Below are 13,766 nucleotides of genomic sequence, written 5' to 3'. Positions count from 1 at the left end.
TGTGGATCGTCTGCCTACTATCCGCGCGGGTGAGTTCTTGCGTGAGACGCTGGAAGAACTTGCCGCGACCCAAGCTGCATTTGCCGAAGCCATTGGGGTATCTGCCCCTGCTTCTATCGCACTTACTCAAAGGTGATCGCCCGGTTACAGCCAAGTTGGCTCTGCGCCTTCGCCGTGCCTTGGGTCAAATGCCGCATATTGGCGCAACCTGCAATCTGCTTATGACCTGATAGTGGCGCAAATTCAAATGTAAGAAGGGGTGAAAGATTTGCGCCTGTTGGCGAGTGCATCAAAGATTGTTTGATCTGATAGATGCGCCCTCACCGCCCTCACCGCCCGCGTCGCCCAGCGAATGTCGGAGCCAAAACCCCAAGAACAATGCGACTTGCGCTTGGTGGCAAAACGCAAAGGCAATCAAGACACCTGCATGCTGGAGCTCCGCTGGTTATTGGAAGAACTGTGTATCAGCTTATTTGCACAAGAATTGCGTACCCCGCAACCGGTCAGCATCAAGCGACGGGTGAAGTCCCAATTGAATTATTGATACTGGCGTTTGGCTTGGTGTCACTCAGATATCCCGCCCAATAGTCCACACAAGCCCTGATTTTGGGCAGCCGATGCCGCTCGGGCAGCATCACGGCATAGACAGGGATGTCGTTCACATCAAAGCTATGACGCAGCAGGGGCACCAGCTCGCCCGTATGCACCCAAGGGCTGGCCACGATGTCGAACAGGCGGGCAATGCCCACGCCGTGGCGCACCAGTGTGAGCATGACGGCCGAGTTGTCGGTGAGACTTTGGCCTTTCACTGCCCAAGGCGTTGGACTGTCTTGCCTTTGCCATTGGTTCATGCTCGGGGCTTTGCTGTTGCCAATCAGGTGGTGGGCAGCCAGTTCGTCGGGTGTTTGTGGCGTGCCGTGCTGCACCAGATAGGCCGGGCTGGCATACAGGGTGCGGCTGGCCGTGCCCAGTGGGCGGGCGACCACGGTGTCGCTGTGCACATCGCCTGTGCGGACGGCGATGTCGATGCCGTCGCGCGCCATGTCGGCCAGTCGGTCGTCCACCACGATGTCGATGTGCAGCAGGGGGTAGAGGGCGTACAGGCCGGGCAGACTGGGGGCAATGATGGCTTCGGCCACCGAGGCGCTGACGCCCACGCGCACCCAGCCACTGGGCTGACCTTTGCGCACTTGTAGTTCCGACCCGAGCACATCGGCGGTCTGGAGCATGTCTTTCCCGTGTGCGAGCAGGGTGTCGCCTTCGTCGGTCAGGCTCAGGCCGTGGGTGGTGCGGTGCATAAGGCGTGCGCCGCAAGCTGTTTCAAGCCGGTTGAGCGAGCGCGTGACCTGGCTGACCGGGATGTCGCGCTCACGCGCTGCCGCCGACAGTGAACCCAGCGCCGCGATGAGGCAAAAAAGTGCGAGGTCGTCCAAGTGAAAAGGCATGGGCTCATTTTAGGTTTGTTTTGCAAATACCGATTAACCGATTTGCTTTTTATGTCATTTCCGAGGTTTGCTTGAGCTCTTAAAGTTGCAACCTTCATTCACAGGAGGAAAAATCATGCCTATTTTGAACGTCTTGCTCAGCGGTCCTGCCAATGCTCAGACCACCCGCGAAGTCGCAACGCTGTTGTCAGATTTGACGACCCGCTTACTTCACAAAAAGCCGGAGTTGACGTCGATTGCCGTGCGCTATGTCGAGCCTGAGCATTGGGTGGTGGGCGGGCGCACCTTGGCCGAGCAAGGCCGATCCAGCGCTTATGTCGAAATCAAGATCACCGACGAGACCAACACGCGGGCCGAAAAAGCGGCCTACATCCGGGCGGTGTTTGACGGTTTATCAGTCCTGATACCGAACTTGCACCACGAAAGCTACATCCATGTTCATGATGTGCGGGCCGGGGCTTATGGGTATGGCGGTTTGACGCAGGAATATCGGGCGCAGCATATATGAACGTGTGAACAGCTCAAGCCTGCATCGGCTGCGCCACGTACCACTTCGGTCATGCCGCGTGCGCGGGCGATGGTGCCCAGCGCGTGGGTCAGCTCGGCGGGGTTGTTTTCTTCTAGACCAGCGTCAGGTAGTTGGCCACGTCCTCTTGGGTCTTGAGGTAGTCGGCCATGTTGAAGTTGCTAAACCTCACGGTGTTGGCTTTTCAGGCGCTGATGAGTCGATCGGGATCAAATTTTAGAGGGATGGGTCATCATGAAATCCGCCGCGAACCGCTGGGCTCGTCCGTTCAGGCAAACTACGCGCCTTCGTTCACTTTCCCAACCGCTGATCGACCGATGGTCAACCGCTCGGACGCCTCAATTGCCTGGAACCACAGCATGGAAATCAAAGTCAACTTTCTCGACAAACTGCGCCTGGAGGCCAAGTTTGACGACTTCACTGTGCTGGCCGATCAGCCCATCCGCTACAAAGGCGACGGCTCGGCACCTGGGCCGTTTGATTATTTTTTGGCCTCTTCGGCTTTGTGCGCGGCGTATTTTGTGAAGCTGTATTGCGAGACGCGCGGTATCTCCACCGAGCACATCCGCCTGTCGCAAAACAACATCGTGGACCCCGACAACCGCTATTTGCAGACCATCAAGATTCAGGTGGAGTTGCCGGCCGACATGTCCGACAAAGACCGCCAGGGCATCCTGCGGTCCATCGACCGCTGCACGGTCAAAAAGGCGATCCAAGCGGGCCCGACCTTCATCGTTGAGGCGGTGGACAACCTGGACGCCGACGCGCAGGCCTTGCTCTCACTCAGCCCCGACGCGCAAGCGCAGACCTTTATCGCGGGCAAGGACTTGCCGCTGGAGCAGACCATCGCCAACATGACGCGGGTCTTGGCCGACTTGGGCATCAAGATCGAGATCGCGTCGTGGCGCAACCTGGTGCCCAATGTGTGGTCGTTGCACATCCGCGACGCGCATTCGCCCATGTGTTTCACCAACGGCAAGGGCTCCACTAAAGAGAGCGCCTTGGCCTCGGCGCTGGGTGAATACATCGAGCGGCTGAACAACAACCACTTTTACGCGGGCGTGTTTTTTGGCGAAGACATCGCGCAGGCAGAGTTTGTGCACGACCCGAAGGAGCGCTGGTTCCAGCCGGGCAAGCGCGACGCGCTGCCCAAAGGCTTGTTGGACGCGCATTGTTTGCCCATCTACAACCCCGATGGCGAGCTCAAGGCCTCGCACTTGTTCGACACCAACTCGGGCAACCCCTCGCGCGGCATTTGTGCGCTGCCCTATGTGCGCCAGTCCGACGGTGAGGTGGTGTACTTCCCCTCCAACCTGGTGGAAAACTTGTTTGTGAGCAACGGCATGAGCGCGGGCAACACGCTGGTGGAAGCTCAGGTGCAATGCCTGTCGGAGATTTTTGAGCGGGCCGTCAAGCGTGAGATTCTGGAAGGCGAAATGGCCTTGCCCGACGTGCCGCAGGCGGTGCTCGCGAAGTACCCCGGCATCGTGGCGGGCATCGAGGCTTTGGAAGCGCAAGGCTTTCCGGTGCTGGTCAAAGACGCGTCGCTGGGCGGGGTGTACCCGGTGATGTGCGTGACATTGATGAACCCGCGCACGGGCGGTGTGTTCGCGTCCTTTGGCGCACACCCGCGTATGGAGGTGGCGCTGGAGCGCAGCCTGACCGAGCTGCTGCAGGGCCGCAGTTTTGAGGGCCTGAACGACCTGCCCGCGCCCACGTTCATCAGCAACGCGGTGACCGAGCCAAACAACTTTGTGGAGCACTTCATCGACTCCAGCGGCGTGGTGTCGTGGCGGTTTTTCAGCGCGCAATCGGATTACGAATTTGTGGCGTGGGACTTTGCCGGGGAGGGCGAAAACGCCACCGCCCAAGAGGCCGCCACACTGTTTGGCATCTTGCAGGCCATGGGCAAAGAAGCTTATGTGGCGGTGCACGACCAATTGGGTGCCACAGCCTGCCGCATCTTGGTGCCGGGCTATTCCGAGGTGTACCCGGTCGATGACTTGATTTGGGACAACACCAACAAAGCGCTCTTGTTCCGCGCCGATGTGCTCAACCTGCACCGCCTGGACGACCAGGCTTTGGAGGCCTTGTTGGACCGCTTGGAGAACAACGAGCTGGACGATTACCTCGACATCGCCACCCTGATCGGCATCGAGTTTGACGACAACACGGTGTGGGGCCAGCTGACGGTGATGGAGCTCAAGCTCTTGATTCACCTGGCTTTGCAGCAGCTGGAAGAGGCCCACGAGCTGGTGGGTGCTTTCTTGCAGTACAACGACAACACGGTGGAGCGCCGCTTGTTTTACCAAGCCTTGAACGTGGTGCTGGAGGTGACGCTGGACGAGGACTTGGCCTTGGAAAACTACGCGCTGAACTTCCGGCGCATGTTTGGCGATGAGCGCATGAACGCGGCCATCGGCTCAGTCGACGGCAGCGTGCGCTTTCATGGCCTCACGCCCACCAGCTTGCAGCTCGAAACCCTGGACCGGCACCAGCGCTTGTTGGACAGCTACAAAAAACTGCACGCGGCGCGGGCAAGGGTGGCAGCAAAGCAAACCTTGGCTTAGGCCCCGCTACGCGGACCGCTCTGAGGCGTGCTACAGCGCGACACGGCTCGACACCGTGTTGCTCCAAGCTTGAGATCGTCAGTTCTTGCCAAATTTGGCTTTGGCCGTCGAAATACAGCTTGCTTTGGCATCGCCTGCAAGCGCGTCACATTTTTCGATGGCCACTTTGTAGTCGGCATCGACTTTTTCGGTGGCAGCCCCCTTTTTGGCGTCGCCGATTTCCTTGGTCATCTTGGCATTGGCCAAGGCTTTTTTCTCGACCGCTTTGCCTTCTTGGCGACACACGTCTTTGGCGTTACCCGCCAGGTCGTCACAGCGCTCCTTGGCAACTTCGTAAGTGGCCTTGGCCTTGGCAACCAGCACATTGGTGCGATCGGCGGCCTTGCCGGTATAGCTGTACTCCAGCTCCGCCCGTGCAATTTTTTCCTTGGCCTTGGCTTCTTCGATGCAGATGTCTTTCGCGTTGCCAGCTTGCGAATTGCAAGCGGCTTTGTCTGACTTGTAGTCGGCGCTGAGTCGTGTTTTGCTGGTCTTGTAGTCGCCTTTGCTGATGGTCTGGGCATAGGAGGCTGAGATGGGCAGCAGGCTGACGAACAAGATCGTGGCGGTGAAAACTTTGAATTTTTGCATGATGGGTTAACTTGAGGTGATGAAGAAAACCCATTAGCACACGCCTGACCCCTTGTGCTCAGTGCGTCAGCGAACTCAGCGAATTCATTCACCGCACTCACCAGCGCCCAGAACCATCACCGCCGCCCAGCTGAGAGCACTGTGCGCTTTCCCCCGCACAGTGAAGGTCAGAGCCTGCTGCGCAGGCCATCGTGCCTGCGAAGTCCTCAGAACACGCGCTGAGGCAGGTGATCAGCGCGGCAGCGTCATCAGCGGGATGTCTTTGGCCACGGCCAACTTGTCGAGCTGGACCCGCGTTTGGCCAGCGAGGAAGGTCTCAATGGCTTTGCGGGTGGCAGGTTTGAACAGGTCTTTCACCGGGTGCTCGAGCTGGATGCCAGCGGCCTCACACAGGCTGATGGCAAAGTGTGGCTCCAGTGCTGCCACGGCGACCCGACCGTTCTTGCAGGCATAGATGCGGTAGCCCGCGTGCGCACCGCCCACAGCTCCTTCTGGCGTGGTCATGCGAAGTTGCCGGGGAAGGGCCAGCCAGGCTGCGGCATCGGACAGGGCCACCTCATGGCGACTGCCTTTGCCGGTGGACTTGAGGCTGATCAGGGCTTTGAGCGCGGCTTCGCTCGCCATCAGTGCGCCCCCCATGTCTGCAAACAAACTGGGCGGCAAGTCCATCCCGTTGACCAAACCGACTTCGGCTTGGTAAGTCAAATCGTGGCCAGGGATCTCTGCCAAGGGGCCGGGAGCACCCACCACCTCGATCAGGCTAAGCGCTGGGTATTGCTTATGCAGTGTCTTCCAGCCCAGTCCGAGCTTGGTCAGGGCCGATGGACGAAACGAGGTCAGCAGCACATCGGTTTTGGGCAAGACTTTGTGCAGTGCGGCTTGGCCCGCTGGTGTTTTGAGGTCGAGCGTCAGGTGCTTGACCCCTTTGTGCATCAGGTCGTAGCCGCTGGGCGTGTAGTGCTGCATTGGGTCACCCGCAGGTGGGTTGACTTTGGTGCAAGTTGCGCCCATTTGGGCCAGCCGCATCAGTGCGGCAGGGCCGGGCAGGTTGAGGGCAAGACTCAAGACGCGCGTACCGCGCAGGGGTTTGGTGGTGCTCATAGTGCCCCGTATTGTAGAAGCCCCCAAAGAGGGCTTACTCCCCAAAATTCAGCGGCAAACCCACGTAGTTTTCGGCCATGGTGCGTGAACCGGCTTCGCTGTGGATCAGGTAATCCAGCTCTGCATCTTGGAATTTTTGGCCGATGTCGCCGTTTTCCGGGAAGTGGTGCATCAAGCTGGTGAACCACCAGCTGAAACGCTCTGCACGCCAAACGCGGCGCAAGCAGCGCTCGGAATACGCGTCAATGCCCGCATCGGTTTTGTCGGCATAAAACTCGATGAATGCGGTGGACAAATACTTCACATCGGTGGCGGCCAAGTTCAAGCCCTTGGCGCCCGTGGGCGGCACGATGTGCGCGGCGTCGCCCGCCAGGAACATGCGGCCAAAGCGCATGGGCTCGGTGACAAAGCTGCGCAGCGGCGCGATGCTTTTTTCGATGCTGGGGCCAGTCACCAGGTGCTCGCGGGCTTCGGGGTCGAGGCGATTGCGCAACTCGGCCCAAAAGGCGTCGTCAGACCATTGCTCGACTTTGTCCGTGGTGGGCACTTGCAAGTAGTAGCGGCTGCGCGTGGCGCTGCGCTGCGAGCACAGGGCAAAGCCGCGTGTGCTGTTGGCGTAAATCAGTTCGTGGTGCACGGGTGGTGTGTCAGACAGCACGCCCAACCAGCCAAACGGATAGACCTTCTCGTATTCCTTGATCGCGCTTTTGGGCGCACTGGCGCGGCACACGCCGTGAAAACCGTCACACCCGGCGATGAAGTCGCATTCGATGGTGTGCAGCTGGCCATTTTTTTCGTAAGTCACGCGGGGCTTTTGGCTGTCGAACTCGTGTACTTGCACGTTCTCGGCCTCGTACACCGTGGGCAAGCCCTCGGCTTTGCGCGTGTCCATGAGGTCGCGGGTCACTTCGGTTTGGCCGTAGACGATGACTTTTTTACCGCCCGTGAGGTGGTCCATGTCGATGCGGTGGCGTGCGCCCTTGAACAAAAGGTCAAAGCCCGTGTGCACCAAACCCTCTTTGTGCATGCGCTGGCCCACGCCTGCTTCGTCCAGCAGGTCCATGGTCACTTGCTCCAAGACACCAGCACGGATGCGCGAGAGCACGTAGTCGGGGCTTTGGCGTTCAACGATGACGGCGTCGATGCCCGCCTTGAACAGCAGTTGGCCCAGCAACAAGCCCGAAGGGCCTGCGCCGACGATGGCGACTTGGGTGCGGGTGGTGCTCATGCGGGTCTCCTGGACGCTGTCAAAGTAATGCCGTCGAGCATAGAGTGCGGGCCTTGTCCATGTGGGAAATGGTGTTGGAGTTTGTGCGATTGTGAGATGATTTGTGCGATGATCGCGCAATACCATTCGGCCGCAGGGGCGACCTCCCACAGGGGATCGCTCCTACTTCATCAAGTTGAACATGACGATCGCCAAAGCAGATTACATCGAGGGCCTGGCCAAGGGTCTGGCCGTGCTGGAGGCGTTTGACACCGAGCGCCAGCGCCTGAACGCCACACTGTGCGCGCAGCGCACAGGCATCACGCGGGCGGCAGCGCGGCGGCATTTGCTCACCTTGGCCGAGCTGGGCTATCTGGAAACCGATGGTAGCCACTACTGGTTGTCGGCGCGGGTGTTGCGCTTGGCGGGCAGTTACATGGCCACTTCGCGCTTGCCGCGCACCCTGCAACCCACGCTCAACCGCTTGGCTGCCCAAACGCAGGCGGCTTTCAGTGCGGTGGTGTTGGATGGCGATGAGTGTGTGATCGTCGCCCGCAGTGCAGGTGTGGCCGAGCCGGTCCGGCACCTGGCCTATGGTCTGCATCTTGGGGCACGTTTGCCCGCGCACGCCACGTCCACCGGGCGGGTGTTGTTGGCCAGCTTGCCCAAAGCCGATTTCACTGCTTGGCTCAAGGGTCGCGAGTTGGCGCGCATCACGCCTCAGACTGAAGTGGCTGGCCCAAAGTTCAAGGCCCTGATTGAGCAGGTCCGCCAAACTGACCACTGCTTGGCACGCGACGGCCACGAGCTGGGCATCCACGCGCTGGCCGTGCCGCTGCGCAACATGCAGGGGCAGACGCTGGCGGCGCTGAATGTGGTGGGCACTTCAGAGCAGTTGACAGATGTGGCAGTCCAGCGCCATTGGCTGCCGCTGTTGCTCGAAGCTGCGCGGGAGTTACGCCCCTTGTTGTGAGAGGCTCAAACGCCGAGGTGCTGCTCCAGCACGCTGGGGTCGGCCAGCAAGATTTGCGACGAGCCTTCAAACACCACCTGACCTTTGACCAAGATGATGTTGCGGTCGGTGATCTGGGTGACGTGTTTCCAGTTCTTGTCGACGATGATCGAGCTGATGCCGCTTTGTTTGATCAGGCTGCAAATGCGCCAGATCTCGCGCGCGATCAGCGGGGCCAGGCCTTCGGTGGCTTCGTCGAGGATGAGCACGTCGGGATTGGTCATGAGCGCCCGGCCGATGGTCAGCATTTGTTGCTCGCCGCCCGAAAGTTGCTGGCCGCCGTGGCCCAAGCGCTCTTTCAGGCGCGGGAAAGTTTCCAGCACGCGCTCGTAAGTCCACTCCCGTTGGCCTTGAGTTCCAGACCGTGCCGCCATTTGCAGGTTTTCCACCACGCTCAGGTTCCCAAAGATGCCCCGGCCCTCAGGCACGTAGGCAATGCCCAGCTGCGCCACTTCGAAGGTGGGGCGGCCGTTCATGCGCTGGCCCTTGATTTCGACCGTTCCTGTGCGTGGCGGCACGATGCCCATGAGGGTTTTGAGCAGGGTGCTTTTGCCCATGCCGTTGCGCCCCATGAGGCCAATCGTCTCGCCCCGGCCGACAGAAAAGTTCACGCCGCGCAGGATGTGGCTCGCGCCGTAATAGGTGTTCAGGTCTTGGGCCTGGATCAACAGTTCGCTCATCTCAATGTTCCTCGCCCACTTCTTCGCCCAAGTAGGCGGCCTGCACCCCCGCATCGGCCCGCACGGCTGCAGGCGTGTCGCTCGCAATCACCTGGCCGTTGACCATCACCGTGAGGTGGTCCGCCAGGGTGAACACGGCGTCCATGTCGTGCTCCACCAGCAAAATCGCGTGCTCATTTTTGAGGCGCAGCAACAACTGCACCATGCGCTCGGCCTCGGCCTGGCCCATGCCCGCCAAGGGTTCGTCGAGCAGCAGCACGCGGGGCTCGGTGGCCAAGGTCATGGCAATTTCGAGCTGTCGTTGCTCGCCGTGACTGGTGGCCCCGGCTTGTGCTTGGCGGCGGTCTTGAAGGCCAGCGAGTTCAATCGCGCGTTCAGCCCTTTGGTTCACGGCCTGCATGCGGGCGGCAGTCCGCACCCAACCCAGCGGGTTGAAGGGCGAGGGCTGCACACGCGATTGCGCGGCCAGGCGCACGTTGTCCCACACCGTGAAGGTGCTGAAAATGTTGGTCTTTTGATAGCTGCGGCCCAAGCCGTGGCGCGAGATTTTTTCGGGGGTCCAGCCGGTGATGGGGTGCTCGCCCAAAGTGATGCTGCCGCTGGTGGGCGGAAGGTCACCCGAGAGCAGGTTGGTCAGTGTGGACTTGCCCGCACCGTTGGGACCGATGACGGCGTGAATGTGGCCAAGCCACAAATCCAGTGAGACCTCATTCACAGCCGCCAAGCCGCCAAAGCGCTTGGTCAAGCCACGGGCGGACATCAAGATTTGGCGCTCAGTCATGGCCCGCCTCCTGCGTCGGCTTTTTACCCAAGAAGCGGGTGATCAACCCCAAAATGCCTTTGGGTGCAAAGATGATCAAGGCCACGATGAACAGGCCCATCCACATTTGCCAGTGTTTGCCGGTTTTGAAGCCGCCCACATCGGGCAAGTCCTTGAAGACGTGCAGCAAATACTCAAAGCTGAAAGCGCCCACAATGGCCCCCGCAAAATTGCCCATGCCGCCCAAAATCACCATCATGATGGCGTGCGCACTGAGGTGAAAGCCCATGAGTTCGGGATTCACAAAACCGGTTTGTGCCGCGAACAAATAACCCGCCAAACCGGCCAGCGCCCCGGCCAGCGTGAAGGCCGCCAGTTTGTGGCTGAAAGTGTTGAAACCCAGGGCCCGCATGCGGTGCTCGTTCACGCGGATGCCCGACAGCGCCCGGCCAAAGGGGCTCCAGAGCAGGCGACGCAAGAACACATACACCGCCAGCAAACAGCCCAGTGTGAAGTAATAAAACACCCGCTTGTTTTCCAGGTCGATGACGCCAGCATCAGGGCGGAAGTTCAGGAACAAGCCGTCCGAGCCACCCAGTGCCTTGTTGTCAAAGAAGATGTAAAAAATCATCTGCGCAAAGGCCATGGTCACCATGATGAAGTAGATGCCGTGGGTGCGCACCACCAAAAAGCCAATGACCAGCGCCGCCAGCGCGGACCCACCCACGGCGAGCGGCAAGCTGGTGTACAAACTGATTGGCTCGTTTTGCGGTGTGATGAAGGCCAGCACATAACCGGCCAGACCAAAGTAAGCAGCGTGGCCAAGCGACACGAGGCCCGTGACGCCTTGCAGCAAATCCAGGCTCATGGCCAAGATGGCCAGGATCATCATGCGCACGACCATGGCCGTGTAAAAGTCAGACCCAACAAAAGGGAAGGCGGCGAGGGCCACAAAACCCAGCACCATCACCAGTTGGATGCTGCGCGGCAGGGTTTCGAGGTGAATTTGGGGCGCGCTCATGTTCTTGTTCTCTTCGTCATTGCTTGAACAGGCCTTCGGGTTTGTACAGCAGCACCAAGGCCATCAGCACATACACCAGCATGCCCGAGGCTTGGGGCAGCAGCACCTTGCCAAAGGTATCGACCAAGCCCACCAGCAAGGCGGCGATCAAAGCACCGCGCACCGAGCCGATGCCACCAATCACCACCACCACAAAGCACATGATCAAGACCTGTGAGCCCATATTGGGGTAGACGCTCGACACGGGTGCCGCGATCATGCCGGCGATCGAGGCCAGGCCAATGCCCAAAGCGAACACCACCGAGTGGATGAGTTTGATGTTCACACCCAGCGATTCGGTCATCTCGCGGTTGAAAGCCCCTGCACGGATCTTCATGCCCAATCGGGTTTTGGAGATCAGCAAATACAAGCCCAGCGCCAACACCAGGCACACGCCCGACATGAACAATCTGTAGACCGGGTAAGACAGGTTCTCGGTCAGGGGAATGGACGCGGCCAGCAGCTCGGGCACGGGCAGGCCGTGCACATCGTCACCCCAGATCATGGAGCGCAGTTCTTCAAACACGTAAATCAGGCCAAACGTGAGCAGCACCTGGTCCAAGTGGTCGCGGTGGTAGAAGTGGCGAAACAGCAAGCGTTCAATCAATAAGCCAAAAGCCACCGACAAAGCCGTGCCCACCACGATGGCCAGCGCAAAGCTGCCCAGCTGCGCGGCCAAGGACCAGGCCAGGTAAGCACCCAGCATGTAAAAGCTGCCATGTGCCAGGTTGACCACACCCATGATGCCGAAGATCAGCGTCAGGCCAGCGGCCAGCATGAACAGCAGCAGCCCGTACTGGACGCTGTTGAGCAGCTGGATCAAGAAATTCACAAAGTCCATCGGGGATCACACTTTGAATGGAGGAGGGTGGCCGAAGCCTGGAGGATGCGCACCATTGAAAACGGCGGACCGAAATCCGCCGTGGCACGGCTGGCAAGCACAGGTGTTGGGGCAAGCCCCAGCGCCCGTTGCCTGCAGTTTACATGCGGCAACCTGCGCCAGAGTCGGCCAACGCCTTGGCAGCGATGCCGATGACCTTGTTCTCTTTGTTAGACACTTCACGCAGGTAAATGTCTTGCACCGGGTTGTGTGACTTGCTCATGGTCCACTTGCCACGCGGGCTGTCGATCACGGCGGCCTCCATGGCTTTGATCATGGTGGCCTTCTGGCTCACATCGCCCTTGACCGCGTTGGCCCCTTGCACCAGCAGCAAGCCTGTGTCGTAGCCTTGCACGGCGTACACGTCGGGCTGCATCTTGAAGGTCTTGGCGTAGTTCAGGCGGAATTCCTTGTTGCGCTTGGTTTCGATGCCGTCGCCGTAGTGCAGGGCTGTCAAAACGCCGTCGGCCGCCGGACCTGCGGCGTCCAGCACGCCTTCGGTCAGGAAGCCAGAGCCGTACAAGGGAATCTTGCCTTTGAGGCCCGCAGCGGCATAGTCCTTGAGGAACTTGGCCGCGCCGCCACCGGCAAAGAAGCAGGCCACGGCGTCGGGCTTGAGTGCGGCGATTTCGGTCAGCAGCGCCTGGAACTCGACGTTGGGGAAGGGCAGACCCAGCTCCTTGACGATGGTGCCGCCCGCTTTGGTATAGCTCTCTTTGAAGCCCTCAAAGGCTTCGTCGCCTGCGGCGTATTTCCAGGTGATCCACACCGCCTTTTTGTGGCCGCGCTTGACCATGGCTTCACCCAGCGCCATGGTGGGCTGGCTGTTGGAAAAGCTGGTGCGGAACACGTTGGGGGCGCACTGAGCGCGGGTGGCGACGTGCACACCCGCGTTGGGAATCAGGCTGATCACGCCGCTCTCACGGGCCACGCGGTGGATGCCCATTTGCACGCCCGAGTGCACGGTGCCGATCAGCACATCAACCTTGTCGCGTTGCACCAGTTTGTTGGCGTTTTCAATCGCTTTGGAAGGCTCGGACTCGTCGTCCACCTTGAACCATTCGATCTCGCGGCCACCGAGCTTGCCGCCTTGCTCGTTGATGGCCATGCGCACGCCGTTTTCAATGGCCACGCCCAGCTGGGCAAATGTGCCGGTGTAGGGCAACATGAAACCGACGCGGATCTTGCCGGACTGGGCGAGTGCGCTTTGGGGGATCAAAAGGCCGGAAGAGGTGGCGCCCAACAGGGCTGCGCCTTGGGTCAAAACGGAACGTCGGGATGTCATGTGTGTCTCCAATGATGCAAACCGGCTGGCTGCACTGTGCGGTCAACCGATCAAACCATTATGTGGCACCCCGACAGGGCATTTCCTAGGGGAAAGTCCTGAGCCCCAACCGCCGTTCAGCAGCTGCGTGAGTTTCGTTGGGGGCGGCTAGCCGTTCAGCCTTGCATGCGCAAGTTGAATTGCCTGACGCCCAGTTCGTCCATTTGACGTTGCTCGTGTTTTTCCTGGTCGCGTCGCACGGCCTGCAGGTCTTGCTCTTCCAGTGCCCGCATTTTTTGAAGTTCCATCTCGGCCAGCAGGCGTTTTTTGCGCAAGCTGGTCACCAGGGCCTCGGCTTTGCTGATGTCGAGCACCACACGGTGCTGCAGGTTCAGCAGTTGGGCCATGAACTGGCGCTGGTTCATGCTCGCTTGCATGCCCATGACTTCGGTTTGAGTCTGTTGCTCCTTGATCCGGTATTCGTCATACAGGCGGCACAGGCGTTGGTGGCTGGCCTGGAGCTGGTCGACGCGAGCGACTGCCGCCGCCAGCTCGGTTTGGATTTGGGTGACGTCGTCACTGGCTTTTTTGACCAGGGCGGGCCAGCAATTTCGGGCTTGACGCACAGGAT

Annotated in this window: 13 protein-coding genes and 1 pseudogene; 4 read left to right on the top strand and 10 right to left on the bottom strand. The window is 59.9% G+C overall.

Annotated elements, in window-relative coordinates; genetic code table 11:
• Positions 1-334: 334 nt before the first annotated feature.
• A pseudogene (locus ACZ5SR_RS10890) lies at positions 335-544 on the top strand (DUF3418 domain-containing protein); the annotation flags it as partial.
• Here ACZ5SR_RS10890 and ACZ5SR_RS10885 read toward each other — a convergent pair.
• A complete protein-coding gene (locus ACZ5SR_RS10885) occupies positions 510-1,445 on the bottom strand; it encodes a substrate binding domain-containing protein (RefSeq protein WP_464448697.1) in 936 nt (311 codons plus the stop codon). The pseudogene ACZ5SR_RS10890 and the gene ACZ5SR_RS10885 overlap by 35 nt on opposite strands.
• 115 nt (positions 1,446-1,560) lie before the next feature.
• On the opposite strand from ACZ5SR_RS10885, the gene ACZ5SR_RS10880 reads away from it, so the two are divergent.
• Both ACZ5SR_RS10880 and ACZ5SR_RS10875 read left to right on the top strand, forming a co-directional pair.
• A complete protein-coding gene (locus ACZ5SR_RS10880) occupies positions 1,561-1,953 on the top strand; it encodes a tautomerase family protein (RefSeq protein ID WP_464448696.1) in 393 nt (130 codons plus the stop codon).
• A 377-nt stretch (positions 1,954-2,330) separates the two neighbouring features.
• Entirely contained in the window at positions 2,331-4,541 is a 2,211-nt protein-coding gene (locus ACZ5SR_RS10875) for an OsmC domain/YcaO domain-containing protein (RefSeq protein ID WP_464448695.1), read from the top strand.
• A 78-nt stretch (positions 4,542-4,619) separates the two neighbouring features.
• On the opposite strand, the gene ACZ5SR_RS10870 is transcribed toward ACZ5SR_RS10875, so the two are convergent.
• The 3 genes from ACZ5SR_RS10870 to pobA form a co-directional block, all read right to left on the bottom strand.
• On the bottom strand, positions 4,620-5,171 hold the full coding sequence (locus tag ACZ5SR_RS10870; protein WP_464448694.1) for a hypothetical protein: 552 nt from the start codon (positions 5,169-5,171) through the stop codon (positions 4,620-4,622).
• Positions 5,172-5,402: 231 nt separating this feature from the next.
• Positions 5,403-6,272, bottom strand: coding sequence for a CoA transferase (locus ACZ5SR_RS10865; protein ID WP_464448693.1), 870 nt, complete (start codon positions 6,270-6,272; stop codon positions 5,403-5,405).
• A 34-nt stretch (positions 6,273-6,306) separates the two neighbouring features.
• A complete protein-coding gene (gene pobA / locus ACZ5SR_RS10860) occupies positions 6,307-7,500 on the bottom strand; it encodes a 4-hydroxybenzoate 3-monooxygenase (protein WP_464448692.1) in 1,194 nt (397 codons plus the stop codon).
• 181 nt (positions 7,501-7,681) lie between these two features.
• Between pobA and ACZ5SR_RS10855 the strand changes: the two genes are divergently transcribed.
• Positions 7,682-8,452 carry an IclR family transcriptional regulator domain-containing protein gene (locus ACZ5SR_RS10855; RefSeq protein WP_464448691.1) on the top strand — a complete coding sequence of 257 codons (771 nt, stop codon included), beginning with the start codon at positions 7,682-7,684 and terminating at the stop codon, positions 8,450-8,452.
• Between the two features lie 5 nt (positions 8,453-8,457).
• On the opposite strand, the gene ACZ5SR_RS10850 is transcribed toward ACZ5SR_RS10855, so the two are convergent.
• From ACZ5SR_RS10850 to ACZ5SR_RS10825, 6 genes are all read right to left on the bottom strand, one after another.
• The gene (locus ACZ5SR_RS10850) at positions 8,458-9,171 is read right to left on the bottom strand and encodes an ABC transporter ATP-binding protein (RefSeq protein WP_464448690.1); all 714 of its coding nucleotides are present in this window, start codon (positions 9,169-9,171) and stop codon (positions 8,458-8,460) included.
• Position 9,172: 1 nt separating this feature from the next.
• Positions 9,173-9,952, bottom strand: a complete 780-nt coding sequence (locus tag ACZ5SR_RS10845; protein WP_464448689.1) for an ABC transporter ATP-binding protein — start codon at positions 9,950-9,952, stop codon at positions 9,173-9,175.
• Entirely contained in the window at positions 9,945-10,952 is a 1,008-nt protein-coding gene (locus tag ACZ5SR_RS10840) for a branched-chain amino acid ABC transporter permease (protein WP_464448688.1), read from the bottom strand. The genes ACZ5SR_RS10845 and ACZ5SR_RS10840 overlap by 8 nt, the downstream gene beginning before the upstream one ends.
• Positions 10,953-10,968: 16 nt before the next feature.
• Positions 10,969-11,832, bottom strand: coding sequence for a branched-chain amino acid ABC transporter permease (locus tag ACZ5SR_RS10835; protein WP_464448687.1), 864 nt, complete (start codon positions 11,830-11,832; stop codon positions 10,969-10,971).
• 139 nt (positions 11,833-11,971) lie between these two features.
• Entirely contained in the window at positions 11,972-13,156 is a 1,185-nt protein-coding gene (locus ACZ5SR_RS10830; protein WP_464448686.1) for an ABC transporter substrate-binding protein, read from the bottom strand.
• Between the two features lie 155 nt (positions 13,157-13,311).
• Positions 13,312-13,761: a flagellar export protein FliJ gene (locus ACZ5SR_RS10825; protein WP_422169749.1), complete on the bottom strand. Its 450-nt coding sequence runs from the start codon at positions 13,759-13,761 to the stop codon at positions 13,312-13,314.
• Between the last annotated feature and the right edge of the window lie 5 nt (positions 13,762-13,766).

It is taken from the genome of Limnohabitans sp. TEGF002 (genome assembly GCF_055395845.1).
Note: the sequence above shows the minus strand (reverse complement) of the source record. Positions and strands in the feature narration are given on the sequence as shown.